Below are 16608 nucleotides of genomic sequence, written 5' to 3'. Positions count from 1 at the left end.
TGCAGTTCGCGTTACTTCGGCAGCGAGCCGTCGACGCCCTGCACGAACCAGTTCAAACGCAGCAGCTCCGCGTCGCTCAGCGACTTGCCCGCCGCAACCTTCACCGCACCTGCCTGATCCACGATCGGCCCGGCGAACGGATTGAATTTGCCCGAGATGATGTCGTCACGCTTCTGGCTCAACGCCTTCTGCGCAGTCGGCGACACCGCTTCGGTGTTGATATCGGCGAGGTCGATCGCCTTCTCTTTCAGGCCCCACCACACCGGCGCGTTGTTCCATGTGCCCGCCATGACCTGCTGCACCAGATACGTGTAATACACGCCCCAGTTGCTCACGCACGCGCCCAGTTGCGCGTTGGGCCCGAACTTCTTCATGTTCGAATCCCAGCCGAACGCGTGCACCTTCTTCTGCTCGGCGGTCTGCATGGTGGACGTCGAATCCGTGTTCTGGATGAGAACGTCCGCGCCCTGCCCGATCAGCGTTTCGGCCGACTGCTTTTCGCGGCCCGGATCGAACCAGCTATTGATCCACACGACCTTGACGCGCACCTTCGGGTTCACGGAGCGCGCGCCCATCGTGAACGCGTTGATGTTGCGCACCACTTCCGGCACCGGCACCGAGCCCACGAAGCCAAGCGTGTTCGACTTCGTCGTGTAACCGGCTACGAGCCCCGCGAGATAGGCGCTCTGGTAGGTGCGCACGTCGTACGTCGCGAAGTTGGCCGCTTTCTTATAGCCGGTCGCGTGTTCGAACACCGTGTCCGGGAAGTCTTTGGCGACTTTCAGTTCGAAGTCCTGGAAGCCGAAGCTCGAACCCACCACGATCTTGTTGCCCTTCGATGCGAGATCGCGGAACACGCGCTCCGAGTCCGCAGACTCGGGCACGTTCTCGATGCGTGTCACCTTGATCTTGTCGCCAAACTTTGCCTCGACCTCTTTTACGCCCTGTTCGTGCGCGTAGGTCCAGCCGGCGTCGCCGGGATTGCCGAGGTAGACAAACGCAATGCCGACGGGCTGCGCAGTGGCCGCCGACGCTGCCGTTGCAGCAAAACCGAGGCTGAGGCCGACGGTTGCGGCACATGCCGCAACGAGCGCGGTCCGGGCAGTCTTGATACGCAATGATCGATGCAGCGCTCGCGCCAGCGTTGTTTTCATGAATTCTCCGAAATCGATTAAGGGGTTCGCCTCGCGCCCGTTGGTGCGGGCAGGCCTCCAGCATAGGGGGCCATATTCCGAGGTCAATTTCAGAGGAAAAATTATTCACTGTTATCCCGTGTATAACGGAATCGGTATTGCGCGCGGCTCGATTAACTAGTGAATGCTCGGCGGCGACGTGTCGTCGGGGTCGGGCGCGTCGTCATCGCCCGCGGCCCCGACTTCACCGAACAACTCCGCGCACACTTCCCGGCCGCTGTCGCTCAGACGCGCGGTGCCGGTGCCCTCCTCGTCGAAAGTCGTCTCCACCAGACCGCTGTCGACGAGCACCGTCAACTGCCGCCGAAGCGCGCTCATCGGCACGTTGGCCTGCTTGGAGAGCCTCGCTAGCGACCACGCGCCGCTGCGCATCTCGCGGCGAGGCCTCGCGACTCCGAAGCTTTCCCGATGCGCGCGCCAAAGCTGCCCCAGCACGGCTATCAGCACCGGATCGATCTCATCGTCATCCATTCGTGTCTCCTTCTTACTGTTTTATCTGCCGAGCTTCGCTGCATCAACTCGTGCAACCGCTTCACGCCATCTGCGTCACCAGTTCGCCCAGTGTCTTCAACGCCGCCTCCGTTTGCGCGGTCCACGGGTAGCTGTAATTGAGCCGGATGAAATGTCGAAAGTCGTTGCGCGTCGAAAACATCATGCCCGGCCCGACCGTGATGCTGCGCGCGAGCGCCGCCTGATAAAGCCGCATCGAATCGACACGCTCGGGCAACTCCACCCACAACACATAGCCGCCTTGCGGCGTCGAGATACGGGTGCCGGCCGGAAAGAAACGCCGCACCAGCGCGGTCATGATGCTCGCCTGCTGCCGGTAGACCTTGCGAACATGCCGCAAATGCCGGTCGTATGCATCCTGCCGCAGATAATCGGCGACCGCGACCTGCGGCACGGAAGGCGTAGTCAGCGTATTCAGAAACTTCAGCTTCTCGACCTGCGCACGATAACGCCCCGGCAACGCCCAGCCTATCCGGTACGACGCCGTGAGGCTTTTCGAAAACGACGCGCAATGCAGCACGAGCCCTCGCGTGTCGAAGCTTTTCAATGTCGACGGCCGCGTCTCGCCGAAAAACAACTCCTGATAAACGTCGTTCTCGATCACCGGAATCTGATGCGCGGCGAGCAATTCGACGAGTTGCCGCTTGCGCGCATCCGGCATCTGGAAACCGAGCGGATTCTGGAAATTCGGCATCACCATGCAGGCGGCGATCTTCTGCCGCTCGATGACCTGCGCGAGTGCGTCGATGTCGATGCCGTCGACCGGATGCGTCGCTACCTCGATAGCGCGCATCCCGAGACGCTCGATCGCGTGCAGCATCGCGTAGTAAGTCGGCGATTCGACGGCCACTGTGTCGCCCGGCCTGGCGACCGCTTGCAGGCTCAAGTTGATCGCCTCGGTCGCGCCGAGCGTGATGACGATCTCGTCCGGATCGACCGGCATGCCGTTCTCGGTGTAGCGCCGGGCGATCTGCCGGATCAGCTCCGGGTTGCCGGGCGGCAGATCGTCGATCAGGTTCCAGCTCGCCTGACGGCGCGCAATCGCGTTCGCGTACTGGTTGATGCGCCGCCACGGAAATAGCGATGGATCGGGATACGGCGAGCCAAACGGTATGGCGTCGTGCGCGCGGATGCTGCGAAGCGTCGACAGAACGAGCCGGCTCACGTCGACTTCCGCGGCAACGGGCGCTACCAGCGCCGCAGGCTTGCCGCCCGGCTGCCGAGTCTCAGGCCGAAACGCGTGCAGCGCGGCTTCGCGCACGAAATATCCCGACTGGGGGCGCGTCTCGACGATGCCGCGGCTCTCCAGCAACGCGTACGCATGCAGCACCGTCTTGATGCTCACGCCATGCTGCTGGCTCGCCTGCCGCACCGACGGAATGCGCTCGCCAGCGGCGAACACGCCGCGGCGCACGGCTTCGGTGATTTCATCGGCGAGCTTTTCGTACAGTTTCAAGGACGTGGCTCAAGGAAAGGGGCCGTTTGAAACGCCAGTCTATGACAAAACGCACGCAACTGTATCCCTTCCCTTTTTGATTTTCTGTATGCTGCACTGCGATTGGAACACAGTAGTCTTGGAACATCGGCCCCGAAAAGCCATGACAAGACCACGCGCGGCAACATCATGAAAAAAACCGACACACGTAGCGAATCCGGCAGCGAACCTCGTATCGAGCCATACAAGCACCCGGCAGCCGGCTGGGGCGCGCTTAAATACGTCGCCATCAACCTGATCAAGGAAAAGGTGACGGGCGGCAACTATCGCACGCTGCTCAAACAGAATCAGCCGGACGGCTTCGACTGCCCCGGCTGCGCATGGCCCGACCGTGAGCATGCGTCCACGTTCGAGTTCTGCGAGAACGGCGTAAAAGCGGTGGCCGCCGAGGCAACCAGCAAGCGCGTGACGCCCGCGTTCTTCGCGGAGCACACCGTCGCCGAACTGATGACGCAGTCCGACTTCGAGTTGGAGCAGCACGGGCGCCTGACCGACCCGCTCGTTTATGACGCGATGCGCGACCGCTACGTGCAGATCGGCTGGGACGAAGCGTTCGATCTGATTGCGAGCCATCTGAAGCGCCTCGACGATCCGAATGAGGCCGCGTTCTATACGTCCGGCCGCGCGAGCAACGAAGCGGCGTTCCTGTACCAGTTGTTCGTCCGGATGTACGGCACCAACAATTTCCCCGATTGCTCGAACATGTGCCACGAAGCGACGAGCCGTGGCTTGCCGCACACCGTGGGCATCGGCAAGGGCACGGTGACGCTCGACGACTTCGAACATGCCGACACGCTGCTGATCTTCGGCCAGAACCCGGCAACCAACCATCCGCGGATGCTCGGTGAATTGCGCGAGTGCGCAAAGCGTGGCGCGACGATCGTGTCGATCAATCCGCTGAAAGAACGCGGACTCGAGCGTTTTGCGAGCCCGCAGCATCCAGTGGAAATGCTGACGATGGGCAGCACGAAGATCAGTTCCGTGTTCATCCGTCCGAAGGTCGGGGGCGACTTCGCGCTCATCAAGGGCGTCGCCAAGCGCGTGATCGAACTGGATGACGAGGCTCAGGCGTCCGGGCTCGAACGCGTGCTCGACGTCGCGTTCATTGCGGAACATACGGTCGGCTTCGAGGCCTTCGCCGAAGATCTGCGCGCGGAAAGCTGGGAGACCATCGTCGCCGAAGCGGGTGTGCCGTTCGAGGAAGTGCTGAAGCTCGCCGACATCTACGTGAAGGGCCGCGCGGTAATCTCGACATGGGGCATGGGCCTCACGCAGCACAAGAACTCGGTGCCGACGGTACAGCTGCTGTCGAACCTGATGATGATGCGCGGCAATATCGGCCGGCGCGGCGCGGGCCTGTGCCCGGTGCGCGGACACTCGAATGTGCAGGGCGACCGCACCGTGGGCATCGAAGAAAAGCCGACGCAGGCGTTTCTCGACCGGCTCGGCGAGGCCTACCGTTTCGAGCCGCCGCGCGAGCATGGGCTCGACGTGGTCAATACGATTCAGGCGATGCTCGATGGCAAGGTCAAGGTGTTCATCGGCCTTGGCGGCAACTTTTCGATTGCGACGCCCGACACGCCGCGCACGTGGGAAGCCATGCGGTCGTGCGATCTGACCGTGCATATCACGACGAAGCTCAACCGCAGCCATCTCGTGCATGGCCGCGACGCACTGATTCTGCCGACCCTCGGCCGCACCGAGATCGACTTGCAGAACGGCGTTGCGCAAGGCGTGAGCGTCGAAGATTCGATGAGCATGGTGCACATCTCGTACGGCATGAATAAGCCGGCGTCGGAGAACCTGCTGTCGGAAATCGCGATCGTCGCGCGCATGGCGCATGCGACGCTCGGCAGCGACAAGGTCGATTGGCTCGCGCACGCCGCGGATTACTCGCTGATTCGCGACGGCATCGAGAAAGTAATCGACGGCTTTCACGATTACAACGAGCGGCTCAAGCGCCCGGGCGGCTTCCACTTGGGCGTCGCATCGCGTGAGCGGATCTGGAAAACGCCCACCGGCAAGGCGCAGTTTCTCGTGCATCCGATTGCACTCGACACGCCGATTCATCGCGCGCGCGAACAGCACGGCGAGCGCCTGATGACATTGATGACGACGCGTTCACACGATCAGTACAACACGACGATCTACGGTCTCGACGACCGTTATCGCGGCGTGTATGGACAGCGGCGCGTGCTGTTCGCCAACAAGGACGACATCGCGATGCTGGGGTTTGCCGCCGGACAGCGCGTGGACATTACGAGCGTGTGGGCCGATGGTATCGAACGTCACGCAGATGGCTTTCTGCTAGTCGAATACGACATTCCGCGCGGTTGCCTCGGCGCTTACTACCCGGAGACCAATCCGCTCGTGCCGCTGTCGTCGGTCGCGGACGGTGCGGGTACGCCCACATCAAAGTCCATTCCGGTGTTGCTCAAAGCGTCGGCTGTCGAAATGGCTGAAGCGGTCGCCGCCTGAAAAAACCATGACGTGCCGCGTGTTTTCGTTTGGATAAACCGCGGCACGTATCAAGCCTGACTCTTCGCCGACTCGCGATGGGTCAGGTAAAGCCGCAGGTCGAATTCGATCTGGTGGTAACCCGGCTGCATGAACTCGCAGAGGCGGTAGAACGCCTTGTTGTGGTCGCTCTCTTTCAGATGCGCGAGTTCGTGCACGACGATCATTTTCAGAAACTCCGGCGCCGCCGTTTTGAATAGCGACGCAATGCGGATTTCTTTCTTCGCTTTGAGCTTGCCACCCTGCACGCGCGAAATGCTGGTGTGCAGGCCCAATGCGTGACGCACTACGTCGAGCTTGCTGTCGTAAGTGACTTTGTCGATCTGCTCCGCGCTGCGCAAATGCTCACGCTTCAATTCCGCGCAGTACGTATAGAGCGCACGATCCGTCTGGACTTCGTGCGTGTTCGGATAGCGCGCGGCGAGATAGGCGCCGAGCTGGTCGTCGGCGATCAGCTTTTTGACTTTCTCCAGCAATGCCGGTGGATAGCCGCTCAGGTATTTCAGTTGATGCATGGTCGTGGCTTTGCATGAGCGCCGCTTGAAAATGCGGAACGCTGAACGCCAAGTTTACACGGCCAGGCCAGCAACGCGCTCAAGGGCGCCAAACGGGACCATGAGGAAAGTCATGCTGGTCGAGCGAGGCCGCGTGCATTTCGATGCTGTAGCCCGGTCGCTGCGGCGGCATATAACGGCCATTGCGGATCACGACAGGATCGACGAAATGCTCATGCAAGTGGTCCACATATTCGAGCACCCGGTTTTCGAGCGACGCCGATACGCAGATGTAGTCGAACAGCGAAATATGCTGCACGTACTCGCATAAGCCGACGCCGCCCGCGTGCGGACAGACGGGCACGCCTAACTTCGCCGCCATCAGCAGTACGACGATCACTTCGTTCAAGCCGCCCAAACGGCAACTGTCCACCTGACAGAAATCGATTGCGTGCGCCTGCAGCAACTGCTTGAACATCACGCGATTATGGCAATGCTCGCCCGTCGCTACGCCGATTGGCGCAAGGCGTTGGCGGATCGCCGCGTGACCGAGAATGTCGTCGGGGCTCGTGGGCTCTTCGATCCACCAAGGGTCGAACTGCGCGAGATGCCGCATGTTCGCGATGGCTTCGTCCACATCCCACACCTGATTCGCGTCCATCATCAGCTTGCGGTCCTGACCGATCTCTTCGCGCAGGATGCGAGCGCGGCGCATGTCCTCGTCGAGATTGCCGCCAACCTTCTGCTTGAAATGCGTCCAGCCTTGAGCGACGCCTTCGCGTGCGAGCCGGCGAATCTTGTCGTCGTCATAGCCGAGCCAACCCGCCGACGTCGTATATGCAGGATAGCCGTGCGCGAGCATTTCGTTCTCGCGCTCGCTTCTGGTGGCCGCGTGACGATGCAGCATGGCGATGGCCTCCTGCGGCGTGATCGCGTCCGTCACATAGCGGAAGTCCAGACATCGCACCAGTTCTTCCGGGCTCATGTCGACAAGCAGTTTCCACACCGGCTTGCCTTGTGCTTTTGCCCACAAGTCCCACGCCGCGTTGACGACCGCAGCCGTGGCGAGATGGATCGCGCCCTTGTCCGGACCGATCCAGCGCAACTGGCTGTCTGAGGTCAGCATGCGCCAGAAAGCGCCCATGTCCGAAGCAATCTCTTCGAGCGTTCTACCGACGACGAGCGGAGCGAGCGCCTCCACCGCCCTCACGCAGATCTCGTTGCCGCGCCCGATCGTAAATGTCAGCCCGTGGCCGGTAAGCGCGTGTGGCGAATCGGTTTCAAGCGTCACGTAGGTGGCCGAATAATCGGGCGCGGCGTTCATCGCATCGGAGCCGTCGAGCGAGCGCGAAGTCGGAAACCGGATGTCCCTGACGGACAGCGTGGTAATCGTGGTCATGTGAGCACGCTCCTCGACGGCAGTTCGTTAAGCGACGGTCAATCAATCGTAGAGCACTGCGGCGATCTTCGGATCGTTCATGTTGCTCTTGTCGTACCAGTAAAACCCGGTGTCGACTTTCTTCGGCAGCTTCTCGCCCTTGAGCGCTTTCACTGCGGAATCGACGACGCATTTACCGATCCCGATCGGGTTCTGCGTGATTGCGCCGGCCATCAACCCGGAGTTGATGTCGTCTTTCTGCTCCTTGCCGGAGTCGTAGCCGATCAGCACGAGCTTCTTGCCCGATTCCTTGACGCCGATAGCCGCGCCTTCCGCCGAACCCTCATTCGCGCCGAAAATGCCCTTGAGGTTCGGATTCGCCTGGATCATCGCCTTGGCGATTTCGGCCGACTTCAAATGGTCCCCGCCGCCGTACTGCACCGAGACGATCTTGACGTTCGGATGCTTGCTTTTCATTTCGTTGAGGAACCCGTCGCGGCGGTCGATGCCCGTGCGACTCGTCTGGTCGTGCACGATGACGCCGACTTCCCCTGCATTGCCGATCGCCTCGGCCATTTTGTCGGCGGCGAGCGCGGCGGCGGCAAGATTGTCGGTCGAGCAGGTCGTGAGCGGAATGTCGCTGTCCACGCCCGAGTCGAACGCAATGACCGGAATCTTCGCCGCCTGCGCTCTTCGCAGCAGCGGAATGGCGGCCTTGCTGTCGAGCGCGGCGATGCCGAGCGCCTGCGGTTTTTTCGCGAGCGCGGCCGACAGCATGTCGATCTGCTTGTCGACCATGGCTTCCGTCTCCGGTCCTTCGAAGGTGATTCTGACCTTGTGTTCTTTCGCGCCCTGTTCGGCGCCTGCCTTGACCGCCTGCCAGAACTGGTGCTGGAAGCCCTTGGAAATCAGCGGGATGTAGACCTCGTCCGCGTGTGCGAGATTCGCGCCGCCGACGAGCGCGCCGACGCCCATCACGACGCCGAGTAGTTTGCGATTCAACATGAAATATCTCCTCCTGAGGTGTGGACCCTTCTTCTTCAGCTGTCCAGGAAGCCTTGTGGCGCCTCCCGTTGTTGATATTGTCGCGAGCGTCAGCTCTTCCTGCGTCGCAAGATGTCCGCGTAGACCGCGAGAATAATGATGAGACCAGTCACCACGATCTGCCATTCCTGAGCAACGGACATGATGCGCAAGCCGTTGGTCAGCACGCTCATAATGAATGCGCCGATGATGGTGCCGAGTATCGTGCCCGAGCCGCCCGAGAGCGAGGTCCCGCCGATCACCACGGCCGCAATCGCCTCGAGCTCGTAACCCTGGCCGAGCGCCGGCTGCGCAGAATTCAGCCGCGACGCGATCAGCAACCCCGCAATACCGCAAATTGCGCCGCCCAGGCCGTAAATGGCGATCTTCCACCTGTCGACGTTCACGCCCGAAAGCCGCACCGCTTCTTCGTTGCTGCCGAGCGCGAACGTGTAGCGGCCAAGCGCCGTGCGATTGAGCGTGATGGAACTCACGATTGCGAGAAAGAACAGAATCAGCACTGCGTTAGGAATCGGCAGGCTTGGCACCAGATAACCGATCAACGAGTCCTGCGAAATCATGTAGAAGTTTTCGGTGTCGGTGAAATAGATCGGCTTGTCGGCCGACACGACAAGCGAGAGCCCCTTGAGCAGCAGCATCATGCCGAGCGTCGCGATGAACGGCGGTATTTTCATCTTCGCGGTGAGCGTGCCCGAAATGGTGCCGCAGATCGCGCCCGTGCCGATTGCAGCAAGTACGCCGAGCCACATCGGCAAATGCCAGTACGTGAGAAACACGCCGCAAATGACCGCGGTGAAGGTCATCAACGTACCGACGGACAGATCGATGCCGCCAGTGATGATGACGAACGTGGAGGCAATCGCGAGGACTCCGTTGACCGCCGTCGCCTGCAGAATGCCGAGGATGTTGTCCATCTGCATGAAAGCGGGCGACGCGAAGCTGAAAAACACCAGCAACAGGATCAGGCTTGCGAAGGCGAGCAGCTTCTGCAACGCAGTCGGCGAGAAAATGCGGGCTCTCAGGCCGGTGAGGCGCCGCTGGCCAGTCAGCGCGGAAGAATCGGTTTGCATTGTCATAGCGTCCTCTCGCGGCTCACGCCGCTTTCAGTGTTTGGCGCTGCGTGGCCAGATGCATGATGCGCTCCTGGGTCGCCTGCTCCGCCGGAAGCTCGCCGGTAATACGGCCCTCGCACATCACGACGACGCGGTCGCTCATGCGCAATATCTCCGGCAATTCCGACGAAATCATGACGATCGCCTTGCCCTCGTCGGCGAGCGAGCGCAGCAGCTTGTAGATTTCGCTCTTCGCGCCGACGTCGATGCCGCGCGTCGGTTCGTCGAAGAACAGTACGTCGCAGTCGCGCTCCAGCCACTTCGCGATCACGATCTTCTGCTGGTTGCCGCCCGACAGCAGCCGCACTTGCTGCGCGGCGGACGGCGTGCGAATCGCGAGCAGATTGATGAAGTGGGATGCGCGGCGACGCATTCGCGCGCGGCGCAGAAAAAAGTTGAGCGACAGGAAATTGCGCAGGTTCGACATGACGATGTTCGATTCCACATCCATGCCGGTGGCGAGCCCGAAACGCTTACGGTCCTCAGACAGATAGCCGATGCCATGCGCCACGGCGTCGCTCGGCGTTCTGATCGAGGCCTTCGCGCCTTTCACGAAGATCTCGCCGGACTCGACCGGATCGGCGCCGAACACGGCTCGCGCGACCTCGGTGCGGCCCGCGCCCATCAGGCCGGCAAAGCCTAATATCTCGCCCTTGCGCAGCGTGAAACTCACGTCCCGCACGAGCGGGCCGGCCTGGAGGTTTCTGACTTCGAGCGCGATCTCGCCTTGCGACGCAGCACGCCCGGCAGGCGCAACGTCGTTCAAGGTACGCCCGACCATCATGCCGATGATCGCCTCGACGCTCGTGTCGGCGGCGGCGGCGGTGGCCACGTACTCTCCGTCGCGCAGTACGGTGACGCGATCGGCGATCTGCTTGAGCTCGTCCATCTTGTGCGAGATATAGACGATGCCGACGCCACGCTGCTTCAGTTCACGGATGATGCGAAAAAGCTCGGCGATTTCGGCGTCGTTGAGCGCCGAGGTGGGCTCGTCCATGATGAGCACGCGCGAGTCGAACGATAAAGCTTTGGCGATTTCGACCATCTGCTGGCTTGCAACCGTGAGGTTGCCGACCATGGCGCGCGGGTCGAGGTTCACATGCATGCGCGAGAGGATTTCGCGCGCCTTCGCGTTGAGCTTGTCTTCGTCGAGAAAGAGGCCAAGCCGCCCGCGAGGCTCGCGGCCGATGAAGATGTTCTGGGCGACCGTCAGGTGATTCATCAGTTGGAGTTCCTGATGAATGATGCCGATGCCCGCGGCTTGCGCGTCACGCGGGCTCTGCAACTCCACCGGCTGCCCACCGAGGAGAATCTCGCCGGAATCGCGAGTGTAGACGCCGGCAAGGATTTTCATGAGCGTCGATTTGCCGGCGCCATTCTCGCCCATCAGCGCGTGGACTTCGCCCTCGACCAGGTCGAACTGAACGTCGTGAAGCGCCCGCACGCCGGGAAAGCTCTTGCTGAGCTTTTTGACGGAAATCAGCGGGGTCATGGCGCGAAGCCGATGGCGAGCGAGCGGCAAACGCCCGCATCAACCCGGGAGACGGGTCGCGAAAGCGCCGGGCGGCCGGGTTTTATTCGAATGAAATCGCAACGAGAAGCCAGGCACATTGCTGGACCCCCAAACCGATGTGCGACGATTCTACGACGCGCGGCGGGAGAGGCTCAAGCTCAGGCATTCCCCAGTGTGTGCAGTGCTTACGTGGGTGGATTTGCGCACACTTTGGGATTGGGATGGGACGGCGGCGGATACCGCCACCAGCAGGGAAAAGCAGATGAATCAAGTCGATATGCCAGCCCACGGCGTCCGGGGACGGACATCGCAAGAAGCGGAATGCACGTTACGATTCACGCATTATCTTTGGTAGCGCACCGCGGCTCCGAAGGTCCTCCGTGTTCAACAACACGGAGAGACGGATGAAGCAGAGTGAGTTTTGAAGGTGGTAGCCGACCGGGCAGCGACGTTCTGGGAAGGCGCAGGACACACGAAGGTCTCCGCAAGAGGCCTTCTTCGCACCGTTTCCCGGCTATCCGGCACGGCTGGAGCCCGTAGAAGGGGGATTCGAGCTCACCTTCCGGAATATTCCGGAGGCCATTGCCTGGAGCGATACCCTCGATGAGGCTCGCTCCATGGCCGCTGATGCGTTGCTCTCGGCAATGGATTCTTATTTCGGAGATGAGCGGCCAGTTCCGGCGCCGTCCAAGGCAAAAGAAAGGCGAGGAGTTGATCAACCGTCTCTCGATCGAGTCGGCGAAGGTACTTTGTACCAGCACATCGCCCTTGCTGACGTAGAAGGTGGCCGGTAAAAAACCAGCTCAAAACTTGGCTACCTCGGCGTCTATCCCTCTCCCTCCATCTGCTGCAGATGAATGTCCCTCGCGCGACTTGGGGCGTTTACCTTTGCTGTAAAATTCGCCGACCCGTTTTTGCGCCCCGCGATGTCCACATAGGTAACAAAAGAATGACAGGAAAATTCACGAACTTGCTCCCGGGTGTGCCCAGCGTCGAGAGTCCGTTTTTCAAGCAGATTTTTGCGGACCCGTCGGTCGACGCCGAAACGCTTAGGGTCGCCACTGATTTGAATCGCGACGGCTACGCAATTATCAAATTTCCCGACGACGACTTTGACGCGATTGCAGCAGCCATCAAGTCAAATCTTTACGATCAGTACGACTGGGCCACGTGGCGGGAAAAGTGGTACGACGCCAAAGTCGGCCTGCGAGTCCTTGATGCATGGAAGACCGACGAAAACGTTCGTCGAATTGCCACGAACGCGAAAGTGATCGACTTGCTGTCCAAGCTTTTCGGACGGCAAGCGTGGCCGTTTCAAACCCTGAATTTCCCTGTCGGCACGCAGCAGCATGTCCACTCTGACTCGATTCACTTCAGCTCAGTGCCGGAGCGCTTCATGTGCGGTGTGTGGACTGCTCTCGAAGACATTGGTGAAGATGCCGGCCCGCTTCTGTACTATCCCGGCTCACACAAATGGCCCGTCTACACGAACGAACACATTGGCTACTGCGCTACAGAGCCAGTCACAGAAACAAACAAGATGGACTACGAGACGATGTGGGACGCATTGATCGAAGCCCATGGAGCAAAGCCGGCCATCTTCACACCCAAAAAGGGTGAGAGCGTCATCTGGCTATCAAACTTGTTGCATGGCGGTCTTGAGCACAAGAACAAAGAAAAGACTCGCTGGTCCCAAGTGACACACTATTACTTCGAAGGCTGCGCGTACTATCGCCCGTTCAGATCCGACCCATTCTATGGCTCGATCTATTTTTCGAAAATGAACGACATGATCACCGGCGAGCCGGTGAGGCACCAATACAGCGGCTTCAATATTCCTGAGAGCTTCATAGACTCGTCTTTCAACAATTGCAGCGCACAAAAAGCGGTGATCCCTGCAGACTTTGACCCGCAGCAGTACCTGCTAGCCAATCCCGACGTCTTTGAGGCCGGAGAAGATCCAGTCTTGCACTACCGCCTGCACGGTTGGCGCGAAGGACGGCGACTCAGGCCAGAATGACCGGTGGCCGATGCATATTAAACGCCGGTGGCGGATGCCCCGGTCGTTGTCTTCTTGTGCCGTATCTGTGGTGAGCGCCGCTGGCGAAGGAAGAACGTTCCCTCTGGCGTTGGGGGCCAGCGGGTTCTGTCGATGACTATATTTGGTGAGTGCGCATAGCTGACTACGCGCCCAGACATTGGAGAAGGTTTGGATATCCGCCAAAATTATTGACGAGCAGCGTATGCGTCAACTCACAGCTGCACAATCCGCAAGCAACGGGGATCACAATGAAAACGAAAACAGCGCTGGCAGCACTGACCATGCTCGCCGCATGCACCACCATATCCGACGTCACGCCGGCTGGCGACGGCCGCTACACCGTCACCACGCAGGTCCGAGGCGGCATGACCGCATGGGGCGAGGTCAAGGCGTCGAGCCTGCAACGGGCGGACGCATACTGTAGGCAGCAGGGCAAGCTGATGCATCAGGTCGATATGCAGACGCACGGCGTCCGCGGATGGACGCCCCAGGAGGCAGAGCTGACGTTCTCATGCACGACTAGCTGATGCCGTCCTGGATAGCACTATGATCAAGCGATCAGCGTGGCTTTGGTGGATATTTCCAGCGTGGTTCATCCTCGGTGCAGACGCCTATGCCCGTGGTGGTCATTACCACTGCGGGCGCAGATGCAATCCACTCGGGGCACTCGTCCGGCTCGGAATCATTGCCTTAGCATGCGTTGGAGGCGCCACGTTAAACCGATGGCGCCGAAATAGATCGCAGTACCAACGCCGTCGGTAATCTTGCCGTTCAAAGCGGCGCTGGCCGATCTGGCAAAAGGCACCAATGCATAAGTGGAAAGCCGGGTAGCGCGTGTTGCTTGCCATCGAAGCGATCGTACGGGCTAGATCGTGCTCCGCGCATGCTGCATTTCCGCCCATACGGCAAGCGCCCCCCGCGTCGGTTGCGAGCAATGCGACGAGTATCGAAGTCAGCCAGCAAGCAGCGCGACCAGACATACAACTGCCAAAGTGAAAAACACGCTGCCGGCGACTAAGTCGTACGGATATTTCATGCGATCCCCCGAATTCTCAGCCAGCAAGAATACGGTGGACCGAAATGGCGCACTGTTAAGGATGGTTAGACATGAAAGATGCGCGCGCGGCGGGCTTGTGGGGACCTGTCGGCACCGGGGCGTGATCTTGCCCGGCAGGCAAAGTACATTCCGTCTTCTGGCCGCGCACTGTAGACGGAGCCGCGCTCTTATCAGCCAATTCCCTGAGGTATTCAACCACCAGGAAAGGCTCGCTGCATTGCTCAAACGTCCTTGAGCACTTCCTTTCACTTGCGCATGTGCCTGGAGCTGATCGCATCGCCCCAGTACTTCTTACCATCCTTTTCCATCGACCATAGATCCGAATGTTCACGATGACTGCGTTCGACGTAGTCCTCACCTTGAGAGCTTAGCCGCGCCCCTTCTTCGCGCCGATGTCGGCGGTGCCATTTTGCTTTCGCGGGCGCCTCGGTCTCAGCGGTCGTGTTACCGAGAATTGGATTCTTCCGTTTGGCTACGACTCATCGCCGACCTCCTGAAACCAGCGGCGCTCCCAGATGGAGAGACGGTCTTTTTGATGGCACCGCGGATTGCCGCACATCCAGCAGCTGCATGGGGTGGGAGTGTCGATCAGGCGGCCGATTTGTACGTCAGTTTTCTTCGGCTTCCCGGCCCACCAGTCCCTTCGTTTATGTTTGAGTCGCGCCCGATCCGCCCGGCGCCGCGCTGAACCTGCCATTTCACACCTCAGTTTCGATAGCTGAATGTGCGAAAGCCCGCTCGCGGCGGGCATGATGGGCGGTGTTTAAATCAGTGAGAGCGGCGTTTGAGTATCGTACCTTTCACACTGCCAGGGTTGGGAGACAGCGTGGTGCCGGGGACCGGACTTGAACCGGCAAGCCGTTAGGCGGCGGATTTTAAGTCCGCTATGTTTACCAATTTCATCACCCCGGCGAGGGTGGTCAAAACGCGTGGACGCGCATTCTACCATTGGCCGCCTGGCCGGCCAAACCTCCGCAGCGCCGCCGATCGAACCGGCAACGCCAACACCCCCGCACCGCACTTCACCGCCCCCGCTCGCCCTCGCACCTCGCAATCCACCACCCACGCCAACGTCATCGCCAAGTCACAAATCTTTCCGATAATCCGCTCCTGAAAACGTTTACAACCGAGCGGAAATCATGACCCCGACAATCAAGGATGTCGCTGCACACGCGGGCTTTTCCATCGCGACGGTCTCGCGCGCGATCAACGCGCCGCACACCGTTAATCCGGTCACGCTCGACAAGGTGCGCCAGTCCATCGACGCGCTCAACTTTCGGCCCAGCCCGCTCGGCCGTCAACTGCGCGGCGAGCGCACGCGCCTCATCGGCGTGATCGTGCCGACGCTCGCCAACCCTGTGTTCGCGGAGTGCCTGCAAGGCATCGACGAACTCGCAGCCGCGCAAGGCTATCGGCTCATGCTGATGACCACCCAGTACGACGCCGAGCGCGAACGCCGCGCCATCGAAACGCTGCGCGAGCATCGCGTGGAAGGCCTGATCCTGACGGTCGCCGACGCCGACACGCATCCCCTTCTCGATGAGCTCGACCGTGACGGCCTGCTCTATGTGTTGATGCATAACGACACGGTGCGGCGTCCGTCGGTGTCCGTGGATAACCGTCTCGCCGCCTACGAAGGCGTGCGCATGCTGATCGCGCACGGCCATCGCCGCATCCTGATGCTCGCCGGCACGCTCGCTGCATCCGACCGCGCGCGGCAGCGGCATCTTGGCTACACGCAAGCAATGCAACAAGCCGGCCTCTCGCCCGCACCCGCGCTTGAGGTCGACTTCAACGCGGACGAACTGTCGCCCGCCGTGCTCGCGCATCTGACGAGCGGCCCGAACCGTCCGAGCGCCCTCTTCTGCAGTAACGATCTGCTCGCAATGGTCGTCATGCGCGGCCTGCGCCGCGCGCGTCTGCAAATTCCGCGCGATATGTCGATTCTCGGCTTCGACGGTCTCGCAATGGGCGAACTGCTGTCGCCGCCGCTCGCAAGCGTCTGCGCGCCGAACCGTGAGATCGGCTGTGCCGCGTGGCGCCGTTTGCTGACACGTGTCACCGCAAATTTCGAAGGTCTCGGCGAAACGGCGCTTGCACTGACGCTGCCGCACAGCCTGCGCGAAGGCGCCACGATCGCCGCAATATCAAATCGCAACGACGCGGGCGCGACGCGTGTCAGCCAGCGCCTTCATCTCCAACCTTGAACAATCCACCTGAACCACCCGCTCTCTTCCATTCCAGGAGAACCGCA

Annotated in this window: 13 protein-coding genes and 1 tRNA gene; 5 read left to right on the top strand and 9 right to left on the bottom strand. The window is 60.8% G+C overall.

What is annotated here, in order from left to right:
• Positions 1–11 precede the first annotated feature (11 nt).
• The 3 genes from OH764_RS05000 to OH764_RS04990 all read right to left on the bottom strand — a co-directional run bounded on the left by OH764_RS05000 (position 12) and on the right by OH764_RS04990 (position 3159).
• Positions 12–1154: a BMP family ABC transporter substrate-binding protein gene (locus OH764_RS05000; protein WP_498848244.1), complete on the bottom strand. Its 1143-nt coding sequence runs from the start codon at positions 1152–1154 to the stop codon at positions 12–14.
• Positions 1155–1310: 156 nt separating this feature from the next.
• Complete coding sequence (locus OH764_RS04995; RefSeq protein ID WP_498848243.1) at positions 1311–1664, bottom strand: ArsR family transcriptional regulator; 354 nt, start codon at positions 1662–1664, stop codon at positions 1311–1313.
• Positions 1665–1725: 61 nt separating this feature from the next.
• Positions 1726–3159, bottom strand: coding sequence for an aminotransferase-like domain-containing protein (locus tag OH764_RS04990; RefSeq protein WP_498848242.1), 1434 nt, complete (start codon positions 3157–3159; stop codon positions 1726–1728).
• A gap of 168 nt (positions 3160–3327) precedes the next feature.
• Here OH764_RS04990 and OH764_RS04985 point away from each other — a divergent pair, with 168 nt between their 5' ends.
• Positions 3328–5676 carry an FdhF/YdeP family oxidoreductase gene (locus OH764_RS04985; RefSeq protein WP_498848241.1) on the top strand — a complete coding sequence of 783 codons (2349 nt, stop codon included), beginning with the start codon at positions 3328–3330 and terminating at the stop codon, positions 5674–5676.
• Positions 5677–5726: 50 nt separating this feature from the next.
• Here OH764_RS04985 and OH764_RS04980 read toward each other — a convergent pair whose 3' ends face one another.
• The 5 genes from OH764_RS04980 to OH764_RS04960 all read right to left on the bottom strand — a co-directional run bounded on the left by OH764_RS04980 (position 5727) and on the right by OH764_RS04960 (position 11235).
• Entirely contained in the window at positions 5727–6230 is a 504-nt protein-coding gene (locus OH764_RS04980) for a M48 metallopeptidase family protein (protein WP_498848240.1), read from the bottom strand.
• Positions 6231–6309: 79 nt separating this feature from the next.
• Positions 6310–7608, bottom strand: a complete 1299-nt coding sequence (locus OH764_RS04975; RefSeq protein WP_498848239.1) for an L-fuconate dehydratase — start codon at positions 7606–7608, stop codon at positions 6310–6312.
• Between the two features lie 42 nt (positions 7609–7650).
• A complete protein-coding gene (locus tag OH764_RS04970; protein ID WP_498848238.1) occupies positions 7651–8592 on the bottom strand; it encodes an ABC transporter substrate-binding protein in 942 nt (313 codons plus the stop codon).
• An 89-nt stretch (positions 8593–8681) separates the two neighbouring features.
• Positions 8682–9707, bottom strand: coding sequence for an ABC transporter permease (locus tag OH764_RS04965; protein ID WP_498848237.1), 1026 nt, complete (start codon positions 9705–9707; stop codon positions 8682–8684).
• A gap of 16 nt (positions 9708–9723) precedes the next feature.
• Positions 9724–11235, bottom strand: coding sequence for a sugar ABC transporter ATP-binding protein (locus OH764_RS04960; protein ID WP_498848236.1), 1512 nt, complete (start codon positions 11233–11235; stop codon positions 9724–9726).
• Between the two features lie 548 nt (positions 11236–11783).
• On the opposite strand from OH764_RS04960, the gene OH764_RS04955 reads away from it, so the two are divergent.
• The 3 genes from OH764_RS04955 (at position 11784) to OH764_RS04945 (ending at position 13824) form a co-directional block, all read left to right on the top strand.
• Positions 11784–12050 carry a type II toxin-antitoxin system HicB family antitoxin gene (locus tag OH764_RS04955; protein WP_498848757.1) on the top strand — a complete coding sequence of 89 codons (267 nt, stop codon included), beginning with the start codon at positions 11784–11786 and terminating at the stop codon, positions 12048–12050.
• A 155-nt stretch (positions 12051–12205) separates the two neighbouring features.
• A complete protein-coding gene (locus OH764_RS04950) occupies positions 12206–13276 on the top strand; it encodes a phytanoyl-CoA dioxygenase family protein (RefSeq protein ID WP_498848235.1) in 1071 nt (356 codons plus the stop codon).
• Positions 13277–13545: 269 nt separating this feature from the next.
• Positions 13546–13824 carry a hypothetical protein gene (locus OH764_RS04945; protein ID WP_088174787.1) on the top strand — a complete coding sequence of 93 codons (279 nt, stop codon included), beginning with the start codon at positions 13546–13548 and terminating at the stop codon, positions 13822–13824.
• Between the two features lie 1357 nt (positions 13825–15181).
• Here OH764_RS04945 and OH764_RS04940 read toward each other — a convergent pair.
• Positions 15182–15266 (bottom strand) — tRNA-Leu (locus OH764_RS04940).
• A 227-nt stretch (positions 15267–15493) separates the two neighbouring features.
• Here OH764_RS04940 and OH764_RS04935 point away from each other — a divergent pair.
• Entirely contained in the window at positions 15494–16561 is a 1068-nt protein-coding gene (locus OH764_RS04935; RefSeq protein WP_498848234.1) for a LacI family DNA-binding transcriptional regulator, read from the top strand.
• Positions 16562–16608 lie beyond the last annotated feature (47 nt).

The organism is Burkholderia sp. M6-3 (assembly GCF_050858985.1).
GTDB classification, from domain to species: Bacteria; Pseudomonadota; Gammaproteobacteria; order Burkholderiales; family Burkholderiaceae; genus Paraburkholderia; species Paraburkholderia caledonica.
The sequence above is the reverse complement of the archived record's forward strand: the minus strand, read 5'-3'. Positions and strand labels throughout refer to the sequence as shown.